The sequence below is a fragment of the Salinivibrio sp. IB643 genome (genome assembly GCF_001996105.1).
Lineage (GTDB): Bacteria > Pseudomonadota > Gammaproteobacteria > Enterobacterales > Vibrionaceae > Salinivibrio > Salinivibrio costicola.
The window spans coordinates 19206-46193 of record NZ_MUFF01000025.1 but is presented as its reverse complement, the minus strand read 5'-3'; the positions used below and the strand labels follow the sequence as shown (position 1 = coordinate 46193).

Below are 26988 nucleotides of genomic sequence, written 5' to 3'. Positions count from 1 at the left end.
TCACTCTAGCGGCGATCAGATCATCAAGGCCTCAAAACAGGTCACCGATGATGAGCAAAGCCAAGTACAAAATCAGCAACTGGAAGCAATACAATCAGGCATTAGTTAACCGTGGTTCGATTACCTTTTGGGTTGATGACGCCGCTATCCAGGGCTGGCACTGCAAAAAGCATCATGGCAAACGAGGCAGAGGCTTTACGTTTACCGATGGTGCCATTGAAACAGCGCTGATGGTTAAAGGTATTTTCAAACTCCCTCTTCGCGCCCTGCAAGGCTTTCTCGACTCGATATTTGGCTTGATGGACGTGCCGCTAAAATCGCCGTCATACAGTTGTATCAGCAAACGGGCGAAGACGGTTGAGGTTAACTACCGATTACCCAGTCGTGGGCCCGTTGCTCACGTCGTCATTGATGCCACCGGTTTAAAAGTGTTCGGCGAGGGGGAATGGAAAATGCGCAAACATGGCAAGGAGAAACGCCGTGTTTGGCGCAAGCTGCATCTTGCGATTGACGACAGTACACATGAAGTGATTTCTGCCGTTGTTAGCTTGGCATCTGTCGGTGACAATGAAGCCCTACCGACGCTGCTCAATCCGTTACGACGAAAAATTGCCCAAGTCAGTGCTGACGGCGCTTACGATACGAAAGCCTGTCATCAGGTGCTCAAGAAAAAAGGCATCAAACCGACCATTCCACCGCGCAGCAATGCGGGTTACTGGGAGGACGGCCACCCTCGCAATGCAGCCGTCAGCGCCTTGAAATCGGGTAACTTGGAAGACTGGAAACAAGAAGAGGGTTATCACCAACGCTCCCTGTCAGAAACAGGCATGTCTCGATACAAAACGTTAATCAGCCCTGAGCTGACTCTACGTAACTACGATGCACAAGTTGGCGAAGCATTGGCCAACGTGAAAGCGATAAACAAAGTCATAAGACTTGGTATGCCTGTTAGTTACCGAGTTGATTGATGGGAGTAATCACATTGGGATCAGTGCGTTAGGTGACTGATTTGATCAACAACGCCGAAAAGGCCAGCTCGTAATTCTTGGATTGAACCAGTTCTCACTGCTTTATAAGTTGCTGGGTATCGAGCGGTGCCTTTGAAGAGGCTTGAGCCGTATGCAGTGAAAGTTGCACGTACGGTTCTTAGGGAGACGGCACTTGGTAACAAGTGTCGTCCACCCGACATTTTCGATTTAGTAATGGCAGCGTATCAACTGTGATCGTTGCCATTATAGTATGATACTTTAATACTTAGTATGAATCTTTATTACTTGGTATGAAACTTTATTCTACTCACACAAGAGCGTGGTGATTACTAGGCAGGATTATTCCACCGTCACCGCTTTGGCGAGGTTACGAGGTTGGTCAACGTCCGTGCCTTTAATTAAGGCAACATGATACGACAATTGCTGCATCGGGATGGTGTAGAACACCGGGGCGATGATGTCATCCACGTGTGGCATAGCGATAATTTTCATGCCTTCTTCCGGTGTAAAACCGGCATCTTGATCGGCAAACACATAGAGCTGGCCACCACGAGCACGTACTTCTTCAATGTTTGATTTGAGCTTTTCCAACAGCTCATTGTTCGGTGCGATCACAATCACCGGCATGTCAGCATCAATCAGCGCCAATGGGCCATGCTTTAGCTCACCAGCGGCATAGGCCTCAGCGTGAATGTAAGAGATTTCTTTTAGCTTGAGCGCGGCTTCAATGGCAATCGGATAATACTCACCACGGCCGAGGAAGAGCGCATGATGCTTGTCAGCAAAGTCCTGAGCGAGCTGCTCAATCGCTTTATCAAACGTGAGTGCCTGCTCAATGCTAGAGGGGAGATAGTGCAAGGCATCGACAACCTCACGCTCTTTATCACGGCCGATACGCCCTTGCATTTTACCCAGCGCGGTGACCAGCATCAGTAGCGCGGACAGCTGAGTAGTAAAAGCTTTGGTCGATGCAACGCCGATTTCCGTCCCTGCTCGTGTCATAAAGGCTAAGTCAGACTCACGAACCAGTGATGAACCTGCCACATTACAAATGGCCATGGTCGCCATATAACCACGCTCTTTCGCTAAGCGCAGCGCCGCTAGCGTATCGGCCGTTTCGCCAGATTGCGATAAGGTAATGAGCACACTGTTAGGACGGGTAACAAACTGGCGATAGCGAAACTCAGAAGCAATCTCGACATCACAACTAATCCCAGCCAACGACTCAAACCAATAACGTGCCACCATGCCCGCATTGTAAGAGGTCCCGCAGGCGATAATTTGAATGTGCTGCGCTTTGGCCAAAATATCGCTGGCGCCATTGCCAATCGCATCCACAATCACATGGTCGTTGCCCAAACGGCCTTCCATGGTGTTCGTCAATGCCGTGGGTTGCTCATAGATTTCTTTTTGCATGTAGTGGCGATATTGGCCTTTATCGGCGGCATCGTATTGAGCACTGGCTTCATGCACCTCGCGATCGACCGGTGTGCCTTCCTGATTATAAATTGTCACCTCGCGGCGAGAGATATCAGCCACATCCCCTTCTTCAAGGTAAATAAAGCGACGCGTCACATTCAAAAGCGCAAGCTGATCCGAGGCGAGAAAGTTTTCTCCTACCCCAAGGCCAATCACTAATGGACTGCCCGAGCGCGCGGCAATCAACCGCTCAGGTTGGCGTCGATCCATCACGACGGTGCCGTAAGCCCCTTCAAGCTGATCGACGGTGCGTTGAAATGCATTCAGCAAATCACCACTTTGTTGCATCTCCCAGTCAACTAAGTGAGCGATCACTTCGGTATCGGTTTGCGAATCAAATTGATAGCCACGTGCTTGTAGCTGTTCACGCAATGTCTGATGGTTTTCGATAATGCCATTATGGACCACCGCAATATCATTACCGGACATGTGTGGGTGGGCATTGGCTTCGCTGGGTTCTCCATGGGTGGCCCAACGTGTATGCGCAATCCCCGTTCCTCCGGTCGGATGAGACGCTGCAACGGCATCGGAGAGCGCAGCAACCTTACCCAAACGACGAACGCGGGTTAATTGCCCCTGGTCATCCGTGATCGCAACGCCAGCAGAGTCATAACCGCGGTATTCAAGACGACGTAGGCCTTCCACTAAAATTTCAGCCACATCACGCTGCGCCACAGCGCCTACAATTCCACACATAGTCTTTCCTTATTGGGTTTATCAGGTATCGGCACAGATCACATCTGTCCCCGTCTGTTCGATCGCGCGCTTGAGATCGTCGTCGAGTTGGCTATCGGTGATCAAGGTATCGATGCTGGACCAGGCAAGCTCCAAGTTAGGAATACGGCGACTGATCTTGTCAGATTCGATCATCACCACCACTTCACGCGCGACCTCCGCCATCACCCGTGTCAGGCCCGTCATTTCATTAAATGTGGTCGTGCCACGCCCGACATCAATGCCGTCGGCGCCAACAAAGAGCTGATCAAAGTCATAGGCACGTAAGGTTTGTTCGGCTACTTGACCTTGAAAGGACTCAGAATGGGTATCCCACGTTCCCCCCGTCATTAATAAGGTGGGTTCGTGTTCAAGCTCACGAATCGCATTGGCAACCTGCAATGAGTTAGTCATCACCACTAGACCGCGCTTTTTGTCGAGCAAAGGGATTAAAGCCGCAGTCGTGGTGCCACTGTCGACGACGATACGGTTATGATCTCGAATACGCGCCGCCGCAGTATCGGCAATACTTTGCTTTTGCTTCGACACTTTCACCGCCTGCTCCGATACCATTTCTTGCGGTACAGGTACAGCTCCGCCATAGCGGCGCAGTAGTAGGCCGTTTTTCTCCAGCTCGGCTAAATCTTTACGGATAGTCACTTCGGAGGTTTCAAAGCGTTGAGAGAGGGCATCAACACTCACCTGCCCTTGCTCTGTTAGCAAGGACACAATGGTGTGACGGCGTTGTTGGGTATTTCGTTTCGACATATAACCACTGAAGTTTCGATTCGAAACTTATGATAAACAAAACAAAACAAAGTTCAAGATGAAATGGCGAAAAGTATTAGAGGGACCGAGAAGTGTGACTGGCAGATAACAAAAACGAAAAAAGCCCACCAGCTGAAGCTAGTGGGCTTAATATGGTGCGGAAGGAGAGACTTGAACTCTCACACCTTGCGGCGCCAGAACCTAAATCTGGTGCGTCTACCAATTCCGCCACTTCCGCATGTTTTTTATGATAACTTAGCGGGCGGGCTAAGTATCAATTGTCTTGGTGCGGGGGGAGGGACTTGAACCCTCACGTCCTTTCGGACACTAGCACCTGAAGCTAGCGCGTCTACCAATTCCGCCACCGCCGCAAACCGGTGTGATTCACTGCATATGCAATAAATCAGAATAATGGTGGCTACGACGGGATTCGAACCTGTGACCCCATCATTATGAGTGATGTGCTCTAACCAACTGAGCTACGTAGCCGACCTAAAGTGGCTGGGGTACCAGGATTCGAACCTGGGAATGACGAGATCAAAACCCGTTGCCTTACCGCTTGGCGATACCCCAATTTTTCATGCCGCTTTACAGCCACATGTCTTTAATAAATGGTGCGGAAGGAGAGACTTGAACTCTCACACCTTGCGGCGCCAGAACCTAAATCTGGTGCGTCTACCAATTCCGCCACTTCCGCTTTCCAAGTTGTTCATCTTACTTCATGGTAGTCGAAGAAAGATGGCGCGTCCGGGAGGATTCGAACCTCCGACCGCCTGGTTCGTAGCCAGGTACTCTATCCAGCTGAGCTACGGACGCGTTGGCTGGGGTACCAGGATTCGAACCTGGGAATGACGAGATCAAAACCCGTTGCCTTACCGCTTGGCGATACCCCAACTGAGGCGCGCATAATAGGCTGGTTTTTATCGGGAGTCAATACCTGATTTTACCAACCGCACAACTTTTCGCCTATCAAGCTAAAAAGCCGCTGTGCGCGCTCAATAGTCAGTATTCTACTTTTTTTTCGGCCGTTGCCAAGCCTCAATTGTCCTTGGTTTGGCGCGAGTGATGATTAGTTGACCATCCGCGACATCTTTACTGATGGTACTGCCCGCGCCAACGGTGACCCCTTCACCAATCACTACTGGGGCGACGAGCTGAGAATCCGATCCAATAAAGGCATTATCTTTAATCACGGTTTTATGTTTATTGGCACCATCGTAATTGCAGGTGATCACGCCAGCGCCGATATTCACGCCGCATCCCACCTCAGTATCACCAAGATACGTCAGGTGGTTGGCTTTAGAGCCTTCGCCAAGTTGGCTTTTTTTCATTTCCACGAAGTTACCCACATGGGCATTGCGTGCCATTTCAGCGCCGGGACGTAGCCGCGTAAACGGCCCAACCGTGCAGTCTTCCCCGACGCTAGCACCTTCCACCACGCTATAAGGGCGAATTAAGGTGTTGTCATCAATCTCGCAATCAATCAGTACGCTTCCGGCCCCGATAGTGACGTTATCACCCAAGGTCACACTGCCTTCGATGATGACGTTGGCATCAATGGTGACATCTCGGCCACATTGCAACTGGCCGCGTAGATCAAAGCGCGCCGGATCGGTAAGCATGACGCCGCTCAGTAGCAGTTGCTCGGCTTGCATTTTTTGATACTCACGCTCAAGACGAGAGAGCTGCAGGCGGTTATTGACGCCTTCGACTTCGACAGCATTGACGGGGTGAACCGCTTGAATAGCCCGGCCTTGTTGATGCGCCAGCGCAATCACATCCGTAAGGTAAAACTCGCCTTGGGCATTATTATTGTCTAGCTGCGACAACCAATGACGTAGGTCGCGTCCTGTTGCCACCAATACGCCGGTGTTAATTTCGGTGATCGCAAGCTGACTGTCAGTCGCATCTTTTTGCTCGACAATCGCGACCACGTCCCCTTTTTCACGCACAATACGACCGTAACCGGTTGGATCGTCCTGATGCACAGTTAACAGCCCAATCCCGCCCTCTGGCTGCCCTTCTAGCAAACGCGTTAAAGTTTGCTCTGAAATTAAGGGCACATCGCCATAGAGCACCAACACTTGCTCATCATCGGCGAAATGTGGCGCAGCTTGTTGCACTGCATGGCCTGTCCCGAGCTGCTCGGCTTGTAAGCACCAATTCACCGGCGAGTGAGCTAACACACGCTGCATGGTTTCACCACCATGGCCATACACTAAATGAATTTGCGAAGCGCCGAGGCCATGGCAGGTATCAATCACATGCTCAACCATTGGTTTACCAGCCAATGTGTGAAGCACTTTAGGGGTTTGAGAATACATGCGCGTGCCCTTACCGGCCGCGAGAATAACCGCACTGTATTGCATAGTCTTTCCGTGATGAGGGTTGATTTGAATAAATAATGAGGCTCAGTGTAACGCTTTTTGGTGGTAAGACGCACCTAGCAGATGTCACGTCGCGCGGCACATAAAAAAAGCGACGCCGAAGCGTCGCTTATATTCTTACCGTAAGTGCCTGATTAACGCTTGTGTTTGGTCAGCTCGATCACTCGAAGCTTCGCAACCGCTTTAGCCAGGTCACTGGCCGCTTGAGCAAAGTCGACGTCTTTATGCTGATTATGGATTTTATCCTCAGCGCGACGCTTCGCTTCTTCTGCCTTGGCTTGGTCTAGCTCTTCACCACGAATTGCCGTATCAGCCAGTACAGTGACTGTACTAGGCTGAACTTCAAGCGTGCCGCCAGAAAGATAAATAATCTCTTCGCTACCGCCTTGCTTGACGATACGCACCATGCCCGGCGTGATAGCGGTCAGCAGCGGTGTGTGTCCTGCGTGAATACCCAGTTCACCTTCGCTACCGGTCACCTGAATATGCTCGGCACGGCCAGAGAACAATTGTCGCTCTGCACTGACCACATCCAGATGGAAGGTTATCGCTGCCATATCGCCTCCTACTCAAGCCTTACAGGTTTTTCGCTTTTTCGAGTACTTCGTCGATGCTACCGCAGTACAGGAAAGCCTGCTCTGGAATATCATCGTACTCGCCACTGAGCAGGCCTTTGAAGCTTGCAATAGTATCTTTCAGCGAAACATAAACTCCTGGTTGGCCGGTGAACACTTCAGCGACGTGGTAAGGTTGAGTCAAGAAACGTTCAATCTTACGTGCACGTGCAACCGTTAGCTTATCTTCTTCAGATAGCTCATCCATACCCAGAATAGCAATAATGTCTTTCAGCTCTTTATAGCGCTGAAGCACAGATTGCACACCACGTGCCATATCATAGTGGTCTTGACCTACCACCAAGGGGTCCAACATACGTGATGTCGAATCCAATGGGTCGATCGCTGGGTACATACCCATAGACGCGATGTTACGTGACAATACAACCGTTGCATCCAAGTGGGCAAAGGTGGTGGCTGGTGACGGGTCAGTCAAGTCATCCGCTGGCACGTAAACCGCCTGTACGGAAGTAATCGAACCAGTACGGGTAGACGTGATCCGCTCTTGCAATACACCCATCTCTTCAGCGAGCGTTGGCTGATAACCTACTGCTGATGGCATACGACCCAACAGTGCAGATACCTCAGTACCGGCAAGGGTATAGCGATAGATGTTGTCGATGAACAGTAGAACATCACGGCCATCATCACGGAATTTTTCCGCCATGGTTAGACCGGTCAGTGCGACACGCAGGCGGTTACCTGGTGGCTCGTTCATCTGACCATACACCATGGCCACTTTTGACTCTTCAGGGTTTTCGATATTAACAACACCCGCTTCCTGCATTTCGTAGTAGAAGTCGTTACCCTCACGAGTACGCTCCCCTACACCAGCAAATACAGACAGACCTGAGTGTTGCAGTGCGATGTTGTTGATAAGCTCCATCATGTTGACGGTTTTACCAACACCCGCACCACCGAACAAACCGATTTTACCGCCTTTCGCAAACGGGCAGATAAGGTCGATAACCTTAACACCGGTTTCCAAAAGCTCAGTGGAATTCGATTGTTCTTCGTAAGTTGGCGCTTCACGGTGAATCGAGTAGCGCTCTTTTTCACCAAGATCGCCACGCTCATCAATTGCATCACCCAGAACGTTGACGATACGTCCTAGCGTTGCTTCCCCAACAGGGACTTGGATTGCAGCCCCTGAGTTTTCTACTTCGATTCCACGACGCAGACCATCAGATGAGCCCATAGCGATAGCACGAATTACGCCACCACCTAGCTGCTGCTGAACTTCCAACACCAGACGCTCGCCTTCACGTTTCACATTCAACGCATCATATACCTTCGGCACTGCGTCTTGTGGAAACTCTACGTCGACTACCGCACCGATGATCTGAACGATCTTACCTGTAGCCATCGTTATTCCTCTAAACTAGTTCGTTAACCTTTGCCTTTACACCGCACTTGCGCCAGAAACAATCTCTGACAGCTCTTGGGTGATCGCAGCCTGACGGGCTTTGTTGTACACCAACTGCAGATCATCAATCAGATTACCCGCATTGTCGGTCGCAGCTTTCATCGCCACCATACGCGCCGCTTGCTCACTGGCGAGGTTTTCCACCACACCTTGATACACTTGTGACTCGGCATAGCGAACCAACAAAGTATCGAGCAAGGGCTTCGGCTCAGGCTCATAGATATAATCCCAAGCGTGGCTAGTCTGCATATCCTCGTCGTCTGACTTGGGCAAAGGCAGCAATTGATCGATCACTGGGGTCTGCACCATGGTGTTCTCAAATTTATTGAAAACAACATATAAGCGGTCCAGCTCACCTTCATTGTATTTTTTCAGCATCACCCCGACCGTACCGATCAGGTCTTCCAGTACTGGGGTATCCCCCAAACCAGAGGTTTGTGCGACTACATTTCCGCCGTAATTGTTAAAGAAAGCGGTCGCTTTCGCCCCAACCAATGCCATATCGATCTCAGCACCTTTGTGGGTCCAGCTTTCCATATCTGTGATAACATTTTTGAACAGGTTAATGTTCAGGCCACCACACAATCCGCGGTCAGTAGAAATGATGATGTAACCAACGCGCTTGGCTTCCCGCTCTTCCAAATAAGGATGACGGTACTCCAAGTTACCCAGTGCAAGATGACCGATCACTTTGCGCATAGTGACAGCATATGGACGTGACGACTCCATGGCTTCTTGCGTTTTACGCATTTTGGAGGCTGCCACCATTTCCATCGCTTTAGTGATCTTCTGTGTGTTTTTCACACTTCCGATCTTAGTACGAATCTCTTTTGCGCCGGCCATAGTTACTCTCCGTTAGTGGGTGACCACCTAAGTGGCCACCTACAATGTTACCAAGTCTGGGTCGCTTTGAAGTCGTCCAACAGCTTTCTCAACTGCGCTTCAACGTCATCGTTGTAAGCACCAGACTCATCAATCTGAGCAGCTAGGTCGGCATACTGCGCCTTCGCAAAGGCGAGCAGAGAGCGCTCAAAGTCACCGATCTTGTTCAGCTCAACGTCTTCCAAGTAGCCTTTTTCAGCCGCAAAAATAACCATGGCCTGCTCAAAGACAGACATTGGCGCATATTGCATCTGCTTCATCAGCTCGGTCACTTTCTGACCGTGATCCAATTGCTTCTTGGTTGCGTCATCCAGATCCGATGAGAACTGAGCAAATGCAGCAAGCTCACGATATTGTGCCAAGGCTGTACGAATACCGCCTGACAGTTTTTTCATGATCTTAGTTTGCGCAGAGCCACCGACACGAGAGACCGAGATACCTGGGTCAACCGCGGGACGGATACCGGCGTTGAACAGCTCAGTTTGCAGGAAGATCTGACCATCGGTGATCGAGATAACGTTGGTCGGTACGAATGCAGACACGTCACCCGCTTGGGTTTCAATGATAGGCAAGGCGGTTAATGAACCGGTTTTACCTTTCACTTCACCTTTGGTGAACTCTTCGACATAGTGCGCGTTTACACGTGCAGCTCGCTCAAGAAGACGAGAGTGCAAGTAGAAAACGTCACCCGGGAAGGCTTCACGGCCTGGTGGACGACGTAGCAGCAGCGAGATCTGACGATATGCAACAGCCTGCTTAGACAGGTCATCGTAAACAATCAGCGCATCTTCACCGCGGTCACGGAAATACTCGCCCATTGCACAACCCGAGTAAGGCGCAAGGTATTGCAATGCTGCCGCTTCAGACGCTGAAGCCACCACCACAATGGTGTTTTTCAGTGCATCATGCTCTTCCAACTTGCGAACTACGTTGGCAATGGTTGAGGCTTTTTGACCAATCGCGACATAAATAGAGTAGATACCAGAGTTTTTCTGGTTAATGATCGCATCGATCGCCAACGCGGTTTTACCGGTTTGGCGGTCACCGATGATCAGCTCACGCTGGCCTCGGCCGATAGGGATCATTGAGTCAACCGCTTTATAGCCGGTTTGAACAGGTTGATCGACCGATTGACGAGCGATAACACCCGGCGCAATCACTTCGACAGGCGAAGTGGTTTCGGTTTCGATCGGTCCTTTACCGTCGATTGGCTCACCCAAGGTGTTCACCACACGACCTAACAGTTCAGGACCCGTCGGTACTTCAAGAATGCGACCAGTACCGGTGACTTTCATGCCTTCTTGTAGGTCCGAATATGGACCCATCACTACCGCACCTACAGAGTCACGCTCAAGGTTTAATGCTAGCGCATAACGGTTACCAGGCAGTTCAATCATTTCCCCTTGCATCGCATCAGCAAGGCCATGGATACGAATAATACCGTCGCTGACTGACACGATGGTACCTTCGTTACGCGCTTCACTCACAACGTCGAATTTTTCGATGCGTTGTTTGATCAGATCGCTAATTTCCGTGGAATTAAGTTGCATGCTCCAATTCCCCAAATCAAGACTGCAATGCATCGCTCAGGCGGCGCATACGGCCACTTACTGAGTTATCGATGACCAAGTCTCCAGCTCGAATAATAACCCCGGCAACCAGGGCTTCGTCTACACTACAGTTCAGCTTTACTTTGCGCTCAAAACGCGTCGTTAGCTTTTCACTGATGGCTTGTTGTTGCTCTTCGGAAAGAGCCGTCGCTGACGTGACTTGCACATCAACTTCTTTTTCCAATTCCGCGCGCATGGCGAGAAACTGTTCACAAACCTCAGGAAGCGCTTTTAGACGCTTGTTTTCCGCCATCATTTTAATCAAATTTTGGCCGAAATCGTTGAGCTGATCGCCACCCACTGTGATGAAAGTCTCTGCTAATTTCTCGGCAGAGTAGGACGCGTCTAACATATGTTTTACGCGCTCATCACGGGCAATCTCAGCAGTAAAGGCAAGCATTTCAGCCCATTGGGCTAACTCGCCTTTTTCTACCGCAAAATCAAAGGCTGCTTTCGCGTAGGGGCGAGCGAGTGTTGTCAGTTCAGACATTGCTGCCCCTCCTTGTTACAGTTCTGCAGTGATTTTATCGAGAAGATCTTTATGCGCGTTCTGGTCAATAGAACGCTCAATAATTTTCTCGGCACCAATAACAGCGAGCGATGCGACTTGCTTACGCAGCTCATCGCGTGCACGGTTACGCTCTGCTTCCAACTCGGCCTTACCCTGGTTTAGGATATTGTCGCGCTCAGCAGCCGCTTCGGCACGTGCCTCATCGAGGATTTGTGCTTTGCGTTTGTTGGCCTGCTCGATAATGTCAGTTGCATTGCGCTTCGCTTCTTTCAATTGATCAGAAGCGTTCGCCTGGGCTAAATCCAGGTCTTTGGCGGCGCGATCAGCCGCCGCGAGACCGTCAGCGATTTTTTTCTGACGCTCTTCAATCGCTTGCATCAATGGTGGCCATACATATTTCATGCAGAACCACACAAAGATAGTGAACGCGATTGCCTGGCCTAGCAGAGTTGCGTTGATATTCACAACGGCGCCTCCTTAATCATAAGCTAAAGGGTCTGTTCAGCTATTAGCCAGTTTACAGTTGACCTACGAATGGGTTCGCGAACGTGAACAGCAGTGCAATTACGATACCGATCATTGGAACCGCATCCAGAAGACCCGCGATGATGAACATCTTAACTTGCAGCATAGGAGCCATCTCAGGTTGACGTGCTGCACCTTCAAGGAATTTACCACCCAGCAGGGCGAAACCAATCGCAGTACCAAGGGAAGCAAGACCTACAATGATGCCCACGGCAATTGCAGAAAAGCTCAATAAAGTTTCCATCACTATCTCCAGTTTTCGTTGTCGGCTATAAGCCAATAATGACTAACAAATTGCTTTCTAAAAAATGTCATCAATGATCTGAGTCTTCGTGCGCCTGCGAGAGATACACGACGGTCAACATCATAAAGACAAAGGCTTGAATCGTAATGACTAGAATGTGGAAAATTGCCCACGGCACAGAACCCAGCCATTGCGCCCACCACGGCAGTAACGCCGCGATAAGAATAAATACCACCTCACCGGCAAACATGTTACCGAACAGACGCATCCCAAGAGAAATAGGCTTCGCCAGTAACGAAACTATCTCCAACAGGAGGTTGAACGGAATCATGATCGGGTGATTAAACGGGTGTAACGCTAGCTCTTTAGCAAAGCCACCGATACCCTTTATCTTGATGCTGTAAAAAATCATCAAGAAGAACACGCCCAGCGCCATTGCAAGGGTGATATTTACGTCTGCAGTTGGAACCACTTTTAAATATGGAATACCCAACCAGTGTTCCGCCGGATAAGGAAGAAAATCGATAGGAATTAAGTCCATCGTATTCATCAGGAATATCCAGACGAAGATAGTCAGGGCCAAAGGTGCGATCAGCGGATTGCGTCCATGGAAGGTTTCGCGGACATTGTCATCAACGAACTCAACCAAGATTTCGACAAAACACTGAAGCTTACCCGGGACACCTGTCGATGCTTTCTTTGCCACTGATCGGAAAATGCCTAAGAAGACGATACCGATGAGGACAGAGAAAAACAGGCTATCAATATGAACCGCCCAAAACCCCTCACCGCTTGACAAGTGTGTCAGGTGGTGAGTGATGTAGCTAGACGGTGTAAGCGCATCACCTGACGCAGCCATAACTCATCCTATTTGTTGTTGTTAATGAATAAAACTGGCGCAAAGATATTAATCCCTAATGCCAGCAAATAGGCCAGTTTGAGGGGAACAAGTTCCACCTCGACATACAGGTAAGCAAGGACAAACAAGACGACGGTCAGTGAAATTTTTAAGACTTCACCGCCAAAGAAGGACGCGACCACAAATTTTGCAGCTCTTGCCCCACTAAAGAGGAAAGCACACGACGCAAACACAGCATTGGCTATCACAAAGATCCCCCCACCGATTAACGCGGATTTTCCCCAGTCGACATTGATAGCAAGTGCCATCAAGATTGCCGTTGCTAATACGACGCCAGCCTGCAAAAGCACCAATTTTGTCGCGATTTCACGACCCGGCCGCGCGAGCGTCGATACCATGTATTTGTTCCTCGATTCCGTTCCACTTAGCACTGTTGCCGTGCTGGGAAAACAGCAAAAATTATACGTTTCGCCCCGACTAATGCAATCGCATCAATGTAAAAAAGCAGGGAAAATTTTACAACAGCGTAACCTGATCACAGTAAGCACTTTTATGTAACAAAAAGCGACTGGCATAAGTCACATTTCTTCGTCGAAAATTGCAAGAATTTGCGCTAACTTTTCAGATTCTTCGAAATTAATCACTAATTTCCCACTGCCGTTCTTCTGTTGTGTTAAAGCGACACTCACGCCAAATTTATCGCCCAGGCGTTGCTGAAGGGCTTCAACTTCAGGTGATAATTTAGGCTTTTTCGCTTCAACTGGTGGCGAAAGCATTTTTTTTACCAGTTTTTCTATTTGGCGAACCGTCATTTTCTTATTGACCGCGGTCAAAGCCGCATCAATTTGTACGTCGCCTTCCAGTGCCAGCAAGGCACGTGCGTGGCCCATTTCGAGTTGTTTGTTAAGCAGCAATTGCCGCACCCCGGATTCCAAACCATTTAACCGAAGTAGGTTACTTATAGTGGTCCGAGACTTTCCCAGTGACTCAGCAAGCTGTTGGTGAGTCAGTTCAAATTCATCTACTAAGCGCGCCAATGCCTGCGCTTCTTCCATTGCATTCAAGTTTTCGCGTTGAATGTTTTCAATTAAAGCGACCGCGCTCGCGACCTTATTGCTCATTTCCCGCACCAAACAAGGAACTTGCTTTAATCCTGCTTGTTTAGCGGCTCGCCAACGACGTTCACCGGCGATGATCTCATAGCTTCCCGCCGCGATCTGACGCACGACTAAAGGTTGAATCACACCTTGAGCGCGAATTGACTCAGTCAGTTCTTCCAGTGCGTCTTCAGCCATGCCTTGGCGCGGCTGATACTGACCCGGCTCCAGCACGGTGACCGATAACTGTTGTAATTCGCTATTGCTGCTATCGGTCGATTCAGGGACCACTGTTTGTGAAGACTGTGCCTGTGCACTGGTCGCCAATAGGGCGTCGAGGCCCTTTCCAAGCCCGCGTTTCGCTGAATTCATTGTTTTCCTCAGGCATTGACAGCGTCTGGCGAGGAGCGAGCTTGCTCTTCGCGACGCAGAATTTCACCCGCAAGGGCGAGGTAGGCTTTAGCACCGCTCGATAGTTTGTCGTAGTACATGGCGGGTCGGCCATGACTTGGCGCTTCCGCGAGCCGCACATTGCGGGGAATCACTGTACGATACACCTTATCACCGAAGTGTTTTTTGATCTGATCCGATACTTCGGTCGCTAATCGGTTTCTTGGGTCGTACATAGTACGCAAGACACCTTCAACGTGAAGGTCGGCGTTCACCACGCTTGCCAGCTTGCTAATGGTATCCATTAAAGCAGTCAGTCCTTCCAGGGCAAAGTACTCACATTGCATCGGGACAAGAACGGAATTAGCCGCAGTCATCGCATTGATGGTCAGAAGGTTCAGGGAAGGGGGACAGTCAATAAAAATATAATCATAACGGTCAACAACAGTCTCGAGCATCGTGCGTAGACGAACCTCTCGAGCGAACACTTCCATGAGTTTTATTTCTGCTGCTGTCACATCACCGTTGGCTGCGACAAGGTGATAACTTCCCGCCGTATTTTCAATCACAACTTGTTCGAACGGTGTTTCTTCAATGAGTAGGTCATAGGCCGTTGCATGGACATCGTACTTATCGATGCCGCTCGCCATGGTCGCATTGCCTTGTGGGTCCAAATCGATCAGTAGCACCTTGCGATTGGTGGCAGCCAGTGATGCTGCGAGATTGACACTCGTGGTGGTTTTACCCACGCCGCCCTTTTGGTTTGCTACCGCGATAACTTTACCCACGTGCTTTCGACCTCTACTCGTTACTCTTAGCTCTCAAGATTACTAGATGACGCGCCCCTTCCAATCCCGGTACCTTCAAAGCTTTGATATCGGTCACAGAACAATCAGCAGGAAGCGCATCAATTTCTTGTTGGTCCACTTGTCCTTTCAACGCATAGAAGCATCCTTGCGCATGCGGTAAGTGGTGACACCAGCTCACCATGTCGCTCATCGATGCAAAGGCGCGACTGAGTACAGCATCAAATCCATGCTCAGGGGTAAAGTCTTCCACCCGACTTTGGACCGGGGTCACATTTGTCAGCCCAAGTTCGTGAAGAACTTGGCGAATAAAACGAATCCGTTTACCCAAACTGTCCAATAGGGTGAACTGTTTGTCCGGATTAGCAATGGCCAATGGGATGCCTGGTAGTCCCGGTCCTGTGCCGACATCGATAAACTGTTGGCCTTTGAGGTGGGGCGAGACAACGAGACTATCAAGAATATGTTTCACCACCATGTCGTCAGGATGACGGACCGAGGTTAAATTGTAAGCTTTATTCCATTTGTGCAGCAGACGCACGTAGTCCAGTAACTGCTGTTGCTGTTGTGCTGACAGGACAAGGCCAGCTTGCGCCAGCCCATATTCGAGTTGTTGTTCCATTTTATGCCCCTTTTTTCAGCATGCCTTGCTTTTTCAAATGGACAAGCAAAATGGAGATCGCCGCCGGCGTAACGCCAGAGATACGTGATGCTTTACCCACGGTTTCAGGACGCGCATCGGCGAGCTTACCTTTCACTTCGTTCGATAAACCTTTTATGTGGTCGTAGTCGAGATCAGTGGGTAATTCGGTATTTTCATGACGTTGTGATTTAGCAATTTCATCTTGCTGACGGTCAATATACCCCGCATATTTCACCTGAATTTCCACCTGTTCACTGGCTTGCTGATCCGCATGAGCCGGTTCAAAACTTGGTAATGTCACAATATCGCGATACCGCAACTCAGGACGACGCAGGAGATCCTCGCCATTCGCTTCGCGTGTTAACGGTGTTTTGAGCATCGCGTTCAGTGCTGCCACATCGTCAGAATGGGGATGGATCCATGTGCCACGTAACCGTTGACGCTCTTGCTCCATGTTTTCCATTTTCTGGTTAAAACGCGCCCAGCGCGTATCATCGACCAAACCGAGCTCACGGCCTTTTTCCGTCAAACGCATATCCGCATTATCTTCACGCAGCAATAGGCGATACTCAGCACGCGACGTAAACATACGGTAGGGCTCTTGAGTGCCCATGGTAGAGAGATCATCAATCAATACGCCCATATACGCTTGGTCGCGACGCGGGCTCCAACCGTCTTTGCCTTGTGCTTGCAGCGCCGCGTTACATCCTGCCAGCAAGCCTTGAGCCCCCGCTTCTTCATAGCCGGTGGTGCCGTTGATTTGTCCGGCAAAGAATAACCCGCTAATAAATTTGGTTTCCAGTGTTTGCTTAAGATCGCGAGGATCGAAAAAGTCATACTCGATCGCATAACCTGGGCGGATCACTTTGGCGTTTTCAAAGCCTTTGATCGATTGAATGATCCCCATCTGCACATCAAACGGTAAGCTGGTGGAAATACCATTTGGATACAGCTCATTGCTGGTTAACCCTTCAGGTTCAACAAAGATCTGATGTTTGTCTTTGTCGGCAAAGCGCATCACTTTGTCTTCAATCGATGGGCAATAACGTGGACCAATCCCTTCAATGACACCGGCATACATTGGGCTTCGAGATAAGTTTTCTCGAATCACGTCATGGGTTTTTTCATTGGTATACGTGATATAGCAAGGCATTTGTTGAGGATGTTGACTGACATCGCCCATAAACGAAAAGACCGGACGTGGTGTATCACCATGTTGGGTTTGCATCACTGAGAAATCGACTGAACGCGCATCGATACGCGGTGGCGTTCCCGTTTTTAAACGATCGACGCGAAACGGCAGTGCACGTAGGCGATCGGCAAGCTTGTTCGACGGTGGATCTCCAGCGCGCCCTCCGGAGTAGTTATCCATACCAATATGGATTTTTCCACCTAAAAAGGTACCGACAGTCAACACCACAGTGGTTGCGCTGAATTTCAGCCCCATTTCTGTTTCTACCCCAGTGACGCGATCCTGATCGACGATCAAATCCACCACGGCTTGTTGGAAAAGGGATAGGTGTGGCGTATTTTCCAGGGTATGGCGGATCGCCGCTTTGTACAACGCACGATCAGCTTGTGCTCGTGTTGCTCGTACTGCGGGTCCTTTCGACGCATTTAGGGTTCTAAACTGGATCCCGCCTTTATCGATAGCTTGCGCCATCGCGCCGCCTAAGGCATCAATTTCTTTTACCAGGTGTCCTTTCCCGATCCCGCCAATTGCAGGGTTACACGACATTTGTCCCAAAGTGTCGATATTATGGGTTAATAACAACGTTCTTTGATTCATTCGAGCGGCGGCTAGTGCTGCCTCGGTACCAGCATGGCCACCACCCACAACGATGACGTCAAAGTGATCCTGGTAAAACATGATTAAAGCCTCAACCTGGTTAAGTGTTTGCGCATGAACTAAGCAAAAGGGGCGACATTCTAGCGCTTTTTCTCTCAACAAGGAACCAAACCTTGATCCTGATCTTCTTAAGGCTTTCGCTTTATATATATAAGATCTTTATATAGATCCTTTATTAGATCTACTACTAAGGAAGCGGATCTCAGTGGATAAGCGGTAAAAGATCATTGAGATCAAGGATCTTGGAACGATCACTTTCTGTGGGTGGCCTTGGATCGGATCCTGTATCACCTGGGATCAAAATACCCTTTTATCCACAGGGCGATCAGAAAGAAAAACTATCAAATGGATAACTAAAGGAAGATCACTGGGTTATTCCTTAGTTATCCACAGTTTGTTTGATTAATTATTGTTCAATTAGATGCCTGAAGTAATGGCTCCCAATCGGTTAACCAGCGTTCCGCTTCATCTTCCGGAACCGGATGAGCTTGAATATCGATGTCGATTCGTTCGCCAATTTTGACGGCCCCGAGATCTTGTAATAGGGCGTCTGCTTTCATGCCAGCTTCACAAAAGGTGTCATAACTAGAATCGCCAATGCCAACCACCCCGTATTTCAACGCACGTAGCATCGGACGTTCGGTCATTAGCTGTTCCATCAAAGGGGCGATGCTCTCGGGGAAGTCGCCAGCGCCATGGGTCGATGTGACGACTAAGAGCGTGCTGGCGCCCAATACATCATCGAGGATCCCCTCATTGATAACCGCCGTTTGGTACCCCTTTGCCTGCAGTTGATCTGATAGGTGATCGCCAACATATTCCGCGCCGCCCAAGGTACTGCCTGTAATAATTGTTATATTGGTCATATTATCCTCACGATTAAGAGTCTCTTGCCTAGTATTGAGACCTTGTTGCTGGGAGTCAATTCTTGCTGAATATTGCGGGTATATTCGGGGATGCAGTCGAGGGGATCATGGTGAAAACTATGGGGATAACTTATGATCTTATAACAAGGATAACCGCGATCAACACAGTAGGATAAAGGGATCCTTTGTGTAAGGATCCCGTGATCAGGTTGGGGATAATTATTTGCCGATACAGAATGAGGAGAAGATTTTTCCTAATAAGTCATCAGCACTAAATTCGCCAGTAATGGTGTTGAGGTACTGCTGGGTCAAGCGTAACTCTTCCGCCAATATTTCACCGGCCATGTAACCTTCTAGTTGTGTTTGACCAATGTCCAGGTGTGCGGCTGCACTGGCGAGTGCGTCTAAGTGGCGGCGACGTGCCATAAAACCCCCTTCACTGCCTCCTGCATAGCCCATACAGGCTTTGAGGTGTTGACGGAGTGCATCGACGCCTTGGCCTGTTTTAGCGCTAAGGCGGATAAGCGCTGGGTGGTTGGTATCGCAGTGGCCCATAGGCTCGCCCGTCATGTCGGCTTTATTACGGATCACCGTCATGCCCATATCTTGGGGTAAACGGGACACAAAGTCCGGCCAGATATCATGTGGATCGGTAGCGTCAGTGGTGGTGCCATCCACCATAAATAAAACACGGTCTGCTTGTTCTATTTCGTCCCACGCTCTTTCCACACCGATGCGTTCGACCTCGTCGGTAGCGTCACGTAGGCCTGCGGTATCAATAATATGCAAAGGCATACCGTCGAGATGAATGTGTTCACGCAGCACATCGCGAGTGGTCCCGGCAATATCGGTGACGATGGCACTGTCTTTCCCCGACAAGGCATTGAGTAAGCTCGATTTACCTGCATTTGGGCGGCCAGCGATTACCACTTTCATTCCTTCACGCATGATGGCGCCTTGGTTGGCCTCTTTACGCAGTGTGGCGAGGTGTTCAATAATGTGGTTGAGATCGTTGGCGACCTTACCATCGGAGAGAAAATCGATTTCTTCATCGGGAAAATCAATTGCGGCTTCGACATAAATGCGCAGGTGAATGACCTTTTCTACCAGCGCGTTCACCTGGCTAGAGAAGGCGCCTTGTAGCGACTGTAGCGCCGAACGTGCGGCTTGCTCAGAGCTGGCATCAATCAAGTCAGCAATGGCTTCTGCTTGCGCGAGATCCAACTTATCATTTAAAAAAGCGCGTTCAGAGAATTCTCCCGGGCGAGCGGCTCGTACCCCGTCAAAGGCGCTAATCCTTTGGATGAGCATATCCATGATAACGGGGCCACCGTGGCCTTGCAGTTCAAGCACGTCTTCGCCCGTGAACGAATGAGGGCCTTTAAAGAATAGCGCGATGCCTTGATCGATAGGCTGACCATCCTGGTCGAGAAAGGGGAGGTAGTCAGCACGACGAGGCACCAGCTCACGTCCGGTCATATTTTTGCCAATCTCATGGGCGAGAGGACCGGACACGCGAACGATTCCCACGCCGCCCCGGCCAGTTGCTGTGGCTTGCGCCACGATAGTGTCTGTTTGAGCCATAATGCACACTCTGTTATTGCAGTGACAGGCCAGTGGGCCATTAACGTGAAAAAGGCGACCGCCAGGTCGCCTTTTTATTATTGCTTGACGCGGCCTGAGTTACGAGCGCGAATGCAGGCCTTTTTTCTCCAACGACTTGTAGATTAACGTCTGTTGGAGCAGCGTGACTACGTTCGATACCAACCAGTATAGAACCAGACCGGATGGGAAGAACAAGAAGAAGAAAGTGAAGACCACGGGCATAAAGGTCATGATCTTCTGCTGCATCGGATCGGTGACCGTGGTTGGGCTCATCTTCTGAATCAGGAACATAGACGCCCCCATCAACAGAGGTAGCACATAGAAAGGGTCTTGTGCTGACAAGTCTTGAATCCAACCAAAGAAAGGTGCGTGACGTAGTTCGACCGATTCCATCAATGCCCAATAGAGCGCAATGAAGATCGGCATTTGCAGCACTAGCGGTAGGCAGCCACCCAGTGGGTTAACTTTTTCGCGCTTGTACAGCTCCATCATTTCTTGGCTCATGCGCTGACGGTCGTCACCAATACGCTCTTTCATTTCTTGCAGTTTAGGCTGCAGCATGCGCATTTTCGCCATCGAGGTGTATTGCGCTTTGGTAAGCGGGTACATGGCACCACGGACGATAAAGGTCAGCATAATGATTGATAGACCCCAGTTACCGACAAAGGTCTGAATGGTTGATAGCAACCAATGCAAAGGCTTGGCGATAAACCAGAGCCAGCCATAGTCGACCACAAGATCCAAGCTTGGCGCCACTGCGGCCATTTGGTCTTGCAGTTTCGGGCCAACCCATAGCGTTGCCGTTAAGGTCTTACTGGTACCAGCAGGGACAGTGTCACTGGTTTTGGTCTGAATATAACCGTATTGCGAGGTGGTACGTGTGCTCAACACATTATTGTCGGCACGTGGGATCCACGCGGTGGCAAAGTAGTGTTGAATCATGGCCGCCCAACCTTGATCAAAGGTTACGCTGAGATTTTTGCTTTCCATGTCATCAAAGCTGTACTTCTCGTAACGCTTGTCGTCCGTTGAGTAAGCGCTGCCGCGATAAGTCGGCATGGTTAGGCTACCACCATCATCCAGCAAGTTTTGTTTGAGCTGGGTGTACATAGTGACGCTGGCATTCGCATCGGTTTGGTTATTAATTGTATGCTCAACGTCTACCGCATAACTACCACGTTTAAATACAAAGGTTTTGGTATAACTGATCCCTTCTTTTTCGACTGTCATCGGGACGCGCAAAGTGTCTTGATCGTCTGAGAGAGAGAAGTCGTTCTGGGTCACCTGGTATTGTGCGCGGCCTTCAGCGGTATCAATGCCATTGGCACCAATTAAACCACTTTGGGCGACAAAGGTATGATCCGGCTTAGTATGTAGCAGGGTGAAGGCATTATCAGAGTCCAGCTCAGCATCGTATTGTGGAAGCTCGGCATGGACAACATCACCGCCTTGCGTATCAATTTTTAGTGTTAATACGTCGGTTTTGATGGTGACGAGCTTGTCAGAGACAGGCTGTGCATCAAGAGACGTGGTATCGTTACCGTCATTGCTGCTTGGCACGTCACTGTGAGTCGTTTGCTGCTGCTCAACGCCCTGTCCCTGCGGCTGCGGGGATTCTGGTTTGCTCCATTCCATGTATAGCATGAAAGAAACGAACAATAGGGCAATCAACAGGATATTGCGTTGGGAATCCATTGTTAATTGTCTCTGTTATGGTGGTCGCAAGGCGGTACAGGATCGTAGCCGCCATCATTCAAAGGGTGGCATTTTAATAGACGTTTGCCTGCCAACCAACACCCTTTTATCACACCATGGGATTGAATCGCCATGATGGCGTAATGGGAGCAGGTTGGTGTGAACCGGCATCGTGGCCCAATTAATGGGCTAATCACCAGTTGGTATCCCCGAATCAGCGCGATGAGCGCTTTTTGCGCGGCGGTCGCGACAAACGTTGCCATAACTTGTCCAATTCGTCTCGCAGCGCTTGATTACTCAGGTTGTTGGCACTTTTTTTCGCGATAACCACAAAGTCTTTCGCCGGCAGTTGATGCTGACGTAAACGAAAACTCTCGCGAACCACACGTTTAAAGCGGTTGCGATCAACGGCAAGTTTGATTTGCTTTTTCGGGACAGCTTGACCGAGACGTGGGTGTTCGAGCGCGGTGTTTCTGGCGAGTATAGTCAAGTGCGGCGAACCTGCGCGATGAGGTTGCTGAAAGACGGCACTGAAATGTTCGGGAGTTAGCAGACGTAACTCCCGAGGATAAGCGAGCTTATTCACAAATCACTACGGATTATTTAGAAAGCTGCTTGCGGCCTTTCGCACGGCGAGCGGCAATGACCTTACGGCCGTTCTTAGTCGCCATGCGCGCACGGAAACCGTGAGTGCGCTTACGCTTTAGAACTGAAGGTTGAAAAGTGCGTTTCATGGTTTCTACCTTTATTACTGATCAGTGTTAGGTTTGTTAACCCGACGTGGGAGGATAGCAGTATGCTTGTCTCCGACGCCTCTCAACAAAGAGGGCGGATTGTAGCCATTGACTAACGATTAGTCAATCACAAAACCCACGCCACTTCGGGCCGTGAATTATAAGCGCTTAGTCGCAGATCGCAAGGATCCTTGCCAACTGATCGCAAATTAAGCGGTGATCCCGACTTGATTCAAAAACTTATGTAATCGGAGATCATCACAGTGATTAAGCGGCCAAGCCCTACGCGTTGTTGTTGGCCATCCGATAAAGAACCAGGATAGTGGCCGCATTTGTCGCCAAGCCCGGCTCTTTGATCTCAATGCGACCGTTTTATCTTTTAATTCCGCGACGGACTGAATCGTATGATTGCCCTTACGAACCGTGATTTCTTTATTGTTATGAATCATAGCGTATTAACAGGCGTGATGAGGATTGGTGTGGGACATGGTTTCGAATTCTCGAACTGGTCGCGACGATCATGTGCGCAATGTTGTGAGTAAAAAGCGGGTAGGCTGTGGCGATCTCTGGGTTATCTGTGGGATCTATGTGCATAAGTCGGATCTTATTCACTGATTTCGGGATCTTGTGGGTAGCGATCTGGGCGCGACAGGAGTACCATTATGACCTTTTCCTTTTCGGTATAACTGCGTGGAGTCAAACGTGTCATCATCGCTTTGGTTGCAGTGTCTTGAACGGCTTCAAGATGATTTACCTGCAACAGAATTTAGTATGTGGGTACGGCCACTTCAAGCCGAACTCAATGACAATACGTTGACCCTGTTTGCCCCTAACCGTTTTGTGCTTGATTGGGTGCGGGATAAATATTTGCATCAGATTAATCAACTGCTGAATGAGTTTTGTGGTGTCGACGTGCCTATGCTGCGCTTTGAAGTGGGCAGTAAACCGGTTGCTGCTGCGCCGCAATCTGCGCCAGCTGGCCCGGCGTCAGCCCCTGCGCCTCAACAAGCGGCCCCTGCCCCCACTCGTGGACGCGTTTGGGAGCCGGCACCGTCACCGGTGCAATCGGATGTCAATCATCGCTCCAACGTGAATCCGAAACACAAGTTTAATAACTTTGTGGAAGGTAAATCGAACCAGCTTGCACTCGCGGCGGCACGGCAGGTCTCGGGAAACCCGGGAGCGGCATATAATCCGCTGTTTTTGTATGGTGGGACGGGGCTGGGTAAAACGCACTTGCTCCATGCGGTGGGGAACGCTATTTCCGATCGAAAGGCAGATGCTCGCGTGGTTTACATGCACTCTGAGCGGTTTGTGCAAGACATGGTCAAAGCACTGCAGAACAACGCCATCGAAGAGTTTAAGCGCTACTACCGCAGCGTGGATGCACTCTTGATCGATGATATTCAGTTTTTTGCCAATAAAGAGCGCTCACAAGAAGAGTTTTTCCATACCTTTAATGCCTTGCTTGAGGGGAATCAGCAGATCATTTTGACCTCCGATCGCTACCCAAAAGAAATCAATGGGGTTGAGGATCGCTTGAAATCACGCTTTGGTTGGGGCCTGACGGTTGCTATCGAACCGCCTGAATTGGAAACGCGTGTGGCGATCTTGATGAAAAAGGCAGAAGACCACGCGATTCGTTTGCCGGATGAAGTTGCCTTCTTTATTGCTAAGCGGTTGCGGTCGAATGTCCGTGAACTGGAAGGGGCGCTTAATCGTGTCATTGCCAACGCCAACTTTACCGGCCGCGCGATCACCATTGATTTCGTTCGGGAAGCGTTGCGCGATTTGTTGGCGCTACAAGAAAAGCTGGTCACTATCGATAATATTCAGAAAACCGTGGCAGAATATTATAAAATCAAGATGGCGGATTTGTTATCTAAGCGCCGGTCTCGCTCGGTTGCACGCCCTCGTCAAATGGCGATGGCCTTATCGAAAGAGCTGACCAACCACAGCTTGCCAGAAATTGGTGATGCCTTTGGCGGTCGTGACCATACAACCGTATTGCATGCTTGCCGTAAAATTGAGCAACTGCGTGAAGAAAGTCACGATATTAAAGAAGATTACTCTAACCTGATTCGAACATTGTCGTCCTAATTATGAAATTTATTCTTACGCGTGAGCAGCTACTTCAACCGCTGCAACAAGTTTCTGGGGCTTTAGGTGGGCGCAGTACCTTACCGATCTTAAGCAATCTTCTGATTGAAGTCGCCGAGCAGCAACTTAAGCTCACCGCCACTGATATGGAGGTGGAGCTTAATGCAACGGCACCGTTGGAGGGAGAGCATCAAGATGGGGCGATAACGGTTCCCTCGCGTAAGTTCATGGATATTATCAAAGGCTTGAACAGTGAAGCTCGTATTACGGTTGCTCAAGAAGGTGATCGTGTCGTGGTGCGAGCGGGTCGAAGCCGGTTCACCTTGTCCACCTTGCCGGCTAGCGATTATCCCAACATCGATGATTGGCAAGCGGATGTAAGCCTGCAGCTGCCACAAAGTAAACTGAATCACCTGATTGATGCGACTCAGTTTTCAATGGCAAACCAAGATGTGCGGTATTATCTCAATGGCTTGCTGTTCGAAACCGATGGACAAACGCTACGTACGGTAGGGACCGATGGTCACCGTATGGCAGTGTGCCACCTGACCATGGATGAAAGCGCGCCAGCGCAACAAGTGATTGTGCCGCGTAAAGGCGTCAGTGAGCTAGCGCGTTTGTTGGATGATAGTGAAAATCCGGTCAATATTCAGATTGGTGCCTCCAATATTCGTGCGGTAGTCGGCAACGTGACCTTTACTTCGAAGTTAGTCGATGGACGATTTCCTGACTATCGCCGAGTGCTGCCGCAATCGACGTCTCGGACACTTGAGGTTAATTGCGCGGAGCTCAAGCAAGCCTTGTCGTTAGCCGCGGTGCTGTCGAATGAGAAATTCCGTGGTGTTCGGATGAATATTGATGGCAGTGAGCTGCGCATCTCTGCCAATAACCCCGAGCAAGAAGAAGCCGAAGAATTTTTGGAAGTGAATTATCAAGGCGAGGCCATCGAGATTGGTTTTAACGTCAGTTATGTTTTAGATGTGCTCAACGTTTTGCGCTGTAACACTGTCCGTTTTTCAATGACAGACGCGGTCGGCAGTACTTTGATTGAGGACTGTGATCGCGATGATGCCATGTATGTCGTGATGCCCATTCGCCTCTAGATTATGGCGCTCACTCGACTGGTCATTCATGACTTCAGAAATATTGAAGCCTGCGATATCGAACTGTCGTCAGGCTTTAACTTTTTAATTGGCCCCAACGGCAGTGGAAAAACCAGTGTCTTGGAGGCGATTCATTTTCTTGGCCACGGGCGCTCATTTCGCAGCGCACTGAACAGCCGTGTGATCCGTCATCAACAACCGAGCTTAACGGTCCATGGCCGGGTGAAAACGCAAGATGGGATCTTGCTTCCGGTCGGCATTCAAAAGCGCCGAGACGGCAGTGCCGATGTTAAAATAGGTCAAGAAAAAGGGCAAAAGCTAGTGGCACTGGCCAAAGTCTTGCCCTTGCAGCTGATTACCCCTGAAGGGTTTGAGCTATTAACAGATGGTCCTAAATTTCGCCGTGCGTATATTGACTGGGGGGTGTTTCATTCCCAACCCGGTTTTTTTGAAGCGTGGACGCGGGTCAAGCGGCTCACCAAGCAACGGAACGCCGCGCTTAAAACTGCGCGCAATTACCGTGATATACAAGTGTGGGATGCAGAACTTGCTAGCTTGGCCGAGCAAATTAGTGTTTGGCGACAAGCTTATGTTAATGCTGTGGCCGAGCGCGCAACGGCGTTATGCCAGGCATTTTTACCCGAGTTCTCGATTCAGTTTCGGTTCTCCCAAGGCTGGGAGCGCGGTGCAGATTACCAGGCTTTGTTGGCGACTAACTTCGAACGCGATCAGCAAATGGGCTACACGGTGTCTGGACCACACAAAGCCGATTTACGCATCAAGGTGGCCGGTACCCCGGTCGATGATGTGCTCTCTCGAGGGCAACTAAAATTGATGGTTTGTGCGCTTCGGCTTGCACAAGGACAGCTATATAGCGAAGAGCAAGGCATCGCCTGTATTTACCTGATCGATGACTTTGCCTCAGAATTAGACAGCCGCCGCCGGGCACTGCTCGCCAGTGAATTGACCCGGATCGGGGCGCAGGTTTTTGTCAGCGCCATTAGTGCCGATCAAGTCGCGGAAATTTGCGACGAAAATAGTAAGATGTTTCATGTGGAACATGGCAAAATTAACGCAGGATAAATAAGCGAG

Annotated in this window: 26 protein-coding genes and 7 tRNA genes; 4 read left to right on the top strand and 29 right to left on the bottom strand. The window is 49.9% G+C overall.

The annotated features are described in order from the left end of the window. Positions 1–50 precede the first annotated feature (50 nt). Entirely contained in the window at positions 51–968 is a 918-nt protein-coding gene (locus BZG77_RS11260) for an IS5 family transposase (RefSeq protein WP_077647297.1), read from the top strand. Positions 969–1328: 360 nt separating this feature from the next. Here the strand turns inward: BZG77_RS11260 and glmS are convergent, their stop codons facing one another. From glmS to rpmH, 29 genes are all read right to left on the bottom strand, one after another. Then, a complete protein-coding gene (gene glmS / locus BZG77_RS11250) occupies positions 1329–3164 on the bottom strand; it encodes a glutamine--fructose-6-phosphate transaminase (isomerizing) (RefSeq protein WP_077647295.1) in 1836 nt (611 codons plus the stop codon). Positions 3165–3185: 21 nt separating this feature from the next. After that, complete coding sequence (locus BZG77_RS11245) at positions 3186–3950, bottom strand: DeoR/GlpR family DNA-binding transcription regulator (RefSeq protein WP_021022743.1); 765 nt, start codon at positions 3948–3950, stop codon at positions 3186–3188. A gap of 153 nt (positions 3951–4103) precedes the next feature. Then, positions 4104–4188 (bottom strand) — tRNA-Leu (locus BZG77_RS11240). A 46-nt stretch (positions 4189–4234) separates the two neighbouring features. Beyond that, a tRNA-Leu gene (locus tag BZG77_RS11235) sits at positions 4235–4321 on the bottom strand. Between the two features lie 41 nt (positions 4322–4362). Then, positions 4363–4439: transfer RNA gene (locus BZG77_RS11230), tRNA-Met, on the bottom strand. Positions 4440–4448: 9 nt separating this feature from the next. Then, positions 4449–4523 (bottom strand) — tRNA-Gln (locus BZG77_RS11225). Between the two features lie 39 nt (positions 4524–4562). After that, a tRNA-Leu gene (locus BZG77_RS11220) sits at positions 4563–4647 on the bottom strand. 42 nt (positions 4648–4689) lie between these two features. After that, positions 4690–4766: transfer RNA gene (locus tag BZG77_RS11215), tRNA-Arg, on the bottom strand. A 2-nt stretch (positions 4767–4768) separates the two neighbouring features. Further along, a tRNA-Gln gene (locus BZG77_RS11210) sits at positions 4769–4843 on the bottom strand. 117 nt (positions 4844–4960) lie between these two features. Continuing rightward, entirely contained in the window at positions 4961–6319 is a 1359-nt protein-coding gene (gene glmU, locus BZG77_RS11205) for a bifunctional UDP-N-acetylglucosamine diphosphorylase/glucosamine-1-phosphate N-acetyltransferase GlmU (RefSeq protein WP_077647294.1), read from the bottom strand. Between the two features lie 152 nt (positions 6320–6471). Then, positions 6472–6894 carry a F0F1 ATP synthase subunit epsilon gene (locus tag BZG77_RS11200; RefSeq protein ID WP_077461782.1) on the bottom strand — a complete coding sequence of 141 codons (423 nt, stop codon included), beginning with the start codon at positions 6892–6894 and terminating at the stop codon, positions 6472–6474. A 19-nt stretch (positions 6895–6913) separates the two neighbouring features. Next, positions 6914–8317 (bottom strand): F0F1 ATP synthase subunit beta, encoded by a 1404-nt coding sequence (atpD, locus tag BZG77_RS11195; protein WP_025744735.1) that lies wholly within the window; start codon positions 8315–8317, stop codon positions 6914–6916. 36 nt (positions 8318–8353) lie between these two features. Beyond that, positions 8354–9220, bottom strand: a complete 867-nt coding sequence (gene atpG, locus BZG77_RS11190) for a F0F1 ATP synthase subunit gamma (RefSeq protein ID WP_025744734.1) — start codon at positions 9218–9220, stop codon at positions 8354–8356. A gap of 47 nt (positions 9221–9267) precedes the next feature. Beyond that, positions 9268–10809, bottom strand: a complete 1542-nt coding sequence (gene atpA, locus BZG77_RS11185) for a F0F1 ATP synthase subunit alpha (RefSeq protein ID WP_077647293.1) — start codon at positions 10807–10809, stop codon at positions 9268–9270. Positions 10810–10825: 16 nt separating this feature from the next. Beyond that, positions 10826–11359 (bottom strand): F0F1 ATP synthase subunit delta, encoded by a 534-nt coding sequence (gene atpH / locus BZG77_RS11180; RefSeq protein ID WP_077647292.1) that lies wholly within the window; start codon positions 11357–11359, stop codon positions 10826–10828. Between the two features lie 15 nt (positions 11360–11374). Continuing rightward, positions 11375–11845: a F0F1 ATP synthase subunit B gene (gene atpF / locus BZG77_RS11175; RefSeq protein ID WP_025744732.1), complete on the bottom strand. Its 471-nt coding sequence runs from the start codon at positions 11843–11845 to the stop codon at positions 11375–11377. A 52-nt stretch (positions 11846–11897) separates the two neighbouring features. After that, complete coding sequence (gene atpE, locus BZG77_RS11170; RefSeq protein WP_025672872.1) at positions 11898–12149, bottom strand: F0F1 ATP synthase subunit C; 252 nt, start codon at positions 12147–12149, stop codon at positions 11898–11900. 70 nt (positions 12150–12219) lie between these two features. Continuing rightward, complete coding sequence (gene atpB, locus BZG77_RS11165) at positions 12220–13008, bottom strand: F0F1 ATP synthase subunit A (protein ID WP_025744730.1); 789 nt, start codon at positions 13006–13008, stop codon at positions 12220–12222. Between the two features lie 8 nt (positions 13009–13016). Next, positions 13017–13406, bottom strand: a complete 390-nt coding sequence (locus BZG77_RS11160; protein ID WP_077461786.1) for a F0F1 ATP synthase subunit I — start codon at positions 13404–13406, stop codon at positions 13017–13019. Positions 13407–13586: 180 nt separating this feature from the next. Continuing rightward, positions 13587–14477 carry a ParB/RepB/Spo0J family partition protein gene (locus tag BZG77_RS11155; RefSeq protein WP_077647291.1) on the bottom strand — a complete coding sequence of 297 codons (891 nt, stop codon included), beginning with the start codon at positions 14475–14477 and terminating at the stop codon, positions 13587–13589. An 8-nt stretch (positions 14478–14485) separates the two neighbouring features. Continuing rightward, positions 14486–15283 carry a ParA family protein gene (locus BZG77_RS11150; protein ID WP_077647290.1) on the bottom strand — a complete coding sequence of 266 codons (798 nt, stop codon included), beginning with the start codon at positions 15281–15283 and terminating at the stop codon, positions 14486–14488. 13 nt (positions 15284–15296) lie between these two features. Beyond that, entirely contained in the window at positions 15297–15923 is a 627-nt protein-coding gene (gene rsmG / locus BZG77_RS11145; RefSeq protein ID WP_077647289.1) for a 16S rRNA (guanine(527)-N(7))-methyltransferase RsmG, read from the bottom strand. Position 15924: 1 nt separating this feature from the next. Then, on the bottom strand, positions 15925–17814 hold the full coding sequence (gene mnmG, locus BZG77_RS11140; RefSeq protein ID WP_077576850.1) for a tRNA uridine-5-carboxymethylaminomethyl(34) synthesis enzyme MnmG: 1890 nt from the start codon (positions 17812–17814) through the stop codon (positions 15925–15927). A 392-nt stretch (positions 17815–18206) separates the two neighbouring features. Further along, a complete protein-coding gene (mioC, locus tag BZG77_RS11135) occupies positions 18207–18659 on the bottom strand; it encodes an FMN-binding protein MioC (RefSeq protein WP_077647288.1) in 453 nt (150 codons plus the stop codon). A 219-nt stretch (positions 18660–18878) separates the two neighbouring features. Then, a complete protein-coding gene (mnmE, locus tag BZG77_RS11130; protein WP_077576848.1) occupies positions 18879–20243 on the bottom strand; it encodes a tRNA uridine-5-carboxymethylaminomethyl(34) synthesis GTPase MnmE in 1365 nt (454 codons plus the stop codon). A 99-nt stretch (positions 20244–20342) separates the two neighbouring features. Then, positions 20343–21959, bottom strand: coding sequence for a membrane protein insertase YidC (gene yidC / locus BZG77_RS11125; protein ID WP_077647287.1), 1617 nt, complete (start codon positions 21957–21959; stop codon positions 20343–20345). Between the two features lie 2 nt (positions 21960–21961). Further along, positions 21962–22222, bottom strand: a complete 261-nt coding sequence (gene yidD / locus BZG77_RS11120) for a membrane protein insertion efficiency factor YidD (RefSeq protein WP_077456636.1) — start codon at positions 22220–22222, stop codon at positions 21962–21964. Continuing rightward, positions 22174–22545 carry a ribonuclease P protein component gene (gene rnpA / locus BZG77_RS11115; RefSeq protein ID WP_025744540.1) on the bottom strand — a complete coding sequence of 124 codons (372 nt, stop codon included), beginning with the start codon at positions 22543–22545 and terminating at the stop codon, positions 22174–22176. The genes yidD and rnpA overlap by 49 nt, the downstream gene beginning before the upstream one ends. A gap of 13 nt (positions 22546–22558) precedes the next feature. After that, positions 22559–22693, bottom strand: coding sequence for a 50S ribosomal protein L34 (gene rpmH / locus BZG77_RS11110; RefSeq protein ID WP_025672864.1), 135 nt, complete (start codon positions 22691–22693; stop codon positions 22559–22561). 702 nt (positions 22694–23395) lie between these two features. On the opposite strand from rpmH, the gene dnaA reads away from it, so the two are divergent. The 3 genes from dnaA to recF are packed head-to-tail and all read left to right on the top strand — an operon-like array spanning position 23396 to position 26979. Beyond that, positions 23396–24793 carry a chromosomal replication initiator protein DnaA gene (gene dnaA / locus BZG77_RS11105; protein ID WP_025744542.1) on the top strand — a complete coding sequence of 466 codons (1398 nt, stop codon included), beginning with the start codon at positions 23396–23398 and terminating at the stop codon, positions 24791–24793. Between the two features lie 2 nt (positions 24794–24795). Further along, complete coding sequence (gene dnaN, locus BZG77_RS11100) at positions 24796–25896, top strand: DNA polymerase III subunit beta (RefSeq protein ID WP_077647286.1); 1101 nt, start codon at positions 24796–24798, stop codon at positions 25894–25896. A gap of 3 nt (positions 25897–25899) precedes the next feature. Next, positions 25900–26979, top strand: a complete 1080-nt coding sequence (gene recF / locus BZG77_RS11095) for a DNA replication/repair protein RecF (RefSeq protein ID WP_077647285.1) — start codon at positions 25900–25902, stop codon at positions 26977–26979. Positions 26980–26988: the final 9 nt, after the last annotated feature.

What these genes read in the sequence shown, in the direction of transcription:
- BZG77_RS11260 (WP_077647297.1), top strand. Translation starts at nt 51, where the DNA reads ATGAGCAAAGCCAAGTACAAAATCAGCAACTGGAAGCAATACAATCAG.
- glmS (WP_077647295.1), bottom strand. Translation starts at nt 3,164, where the DNA reads ATGTGTGGAATTGTAGGCGCTGTGGCGCAGCGTGATGTGGCTGAAATT.
- BZG77_RS11245 (WP_021022743.1), bottom strand. Translation starts at nt 3,950, where the DNA reads ATGTCGAAACGAAATACCCAACAACGCCGTCACACCATTGTGTCCTTG.
- glmU (WP_077647294.1), bottom strand. Translation starts at nt 6,319, where the DNA reads ATGCAATACAGTGCGGTTATTCTCGCGGCCGGTAAGGGCACGCGCATG.
- BZG77_RS11200 (WP_077461782.1), bottom strand. Translation starts at nt 6,894, where the DNA reads ATGGCAGCGATAACCTTCCATCTGGATGTGGTCAGTGCAGAGCGACAA.
- atpD (WP_025744735.1), bottom strand. Translation starts at nt 8,317, where the DNA reads ATGGCTACAGGTAAGATCGTTCAGATCATCGGTGCGGTAGTCGACGTA.
- atpG (WP_025744734.1), bottom strand. Translation starts at nt 9,220, where the DNA reads ATGGCCGGCGCAAAAGAGATTCGTACTAAGATCGGAAGTGTGAAAAAC.
- atpA (WP_077647293.1), bottom strand. Translation starts at nt 10,809, where the DNA reads ATGCAACTTAATTCCACGGAAATTAGCGATCTGATCAAACAACGCATC.
- atpH (WP_077647292.1), bottom strand. Translation starts at nt 11,359, where the DNA reads ATGTCTGAACTGACAACACTCGCTCGCCCCTACGCGAAAGCAGCCTTT.
- atpE (WP_025672872.1), bottom strand. Translation starts at nt 12,149, where the DNA reads ATGGAAACTTTATTGAGCTTTTCTGCAATTGCCGTGGGCATCATTGTA.
- atpB (WP_025744730.1), bottom strand. Translation starts at nt 13,008, where the DNA reads ATGGCTGCGTCAGGTGATGCGCTTACACCGTCTAGCTACATCACTCAC.
- BZG77_RS11160 (WP_077461786.1), bottom strand. Translation starts at nt 13,406, where the DNA reads ATGGTATCGACGCTCGCGCGGCCGGGTCGTGAAATCGCGACAAAATTG.
- BZG77_RS11155 (WP_077647291.1), bottom strand. Translation starts at nt 14,477, where the DNA reads ATGAATTCAGCGAAACGCGGGCTTGGAAAGGGCCTCGACGCCCTATTG.
- rsmG (WP_077647289.1), bottom strand. Translation starts at nt 15,923, where the DNA reads ATGGAACAACAACTCGAATATGGGCTGGCGCAAGCTGGCCTTGTCCTG.
- mnmG (WP_077576850.1), bottom strand. Translation starts at nt 17,814, where the DNA reads ATGTTTTACCAGGATCACTTTGACGTCATCGTTGTGGGTGGTGGCCAT.
- mioC (WP_077647288.1), bottom strand. Translation starts at nt 18,659, where the DNA reads ATGACCAATATAACAATTATTACAGGCAGTACCTTGGGCGGCGCGGAA.
- mnmE (WP_077576848.1), bottom strand. Translation starts at nt 20,243, where the DNA reads ATGGCTCAAACAGACACTATCGTGGCGCAAGCCACAGCAACTGGCCGG.
- yidC (WP_077647287.1), bottom strand. Translation starts at nt 21,959, where the DNA reads ATGGATTCCCAACGCAATATCCTGTTGATTGCCCTATTGTTCGTTTCT.
- yidD (WP_077456636.1), bottom strand. Translation starts at nt 22,222, where the DNA reads ATGGCAACGTTTGTCGCGACCGCCGCGCAAAAAGCGCTCATCGCGCTG.
- rpmH (WP_025672864.1), bottom strand. Translation starts at nt 22,693, where the DNA reads ATGAAACGCACTTTTCAACCTTCAGTTCTAAAGCGTAAGCGCACTCAC.
- dnaN (WP_077647286.1), top strand. Translation starts at nt 24,796, where the DNA reads ATGAAATTTATTCTTACGCGTGAGCAGCTACTTCAACCGCTGCAACAA.
- recF (WP_077647285.1), top strand. Translation starts at nt 25,900, where the DNA reads ATGGCGCTCACTCGACTGGTCATTCATGACTTCAGAAATATTGAAGCC.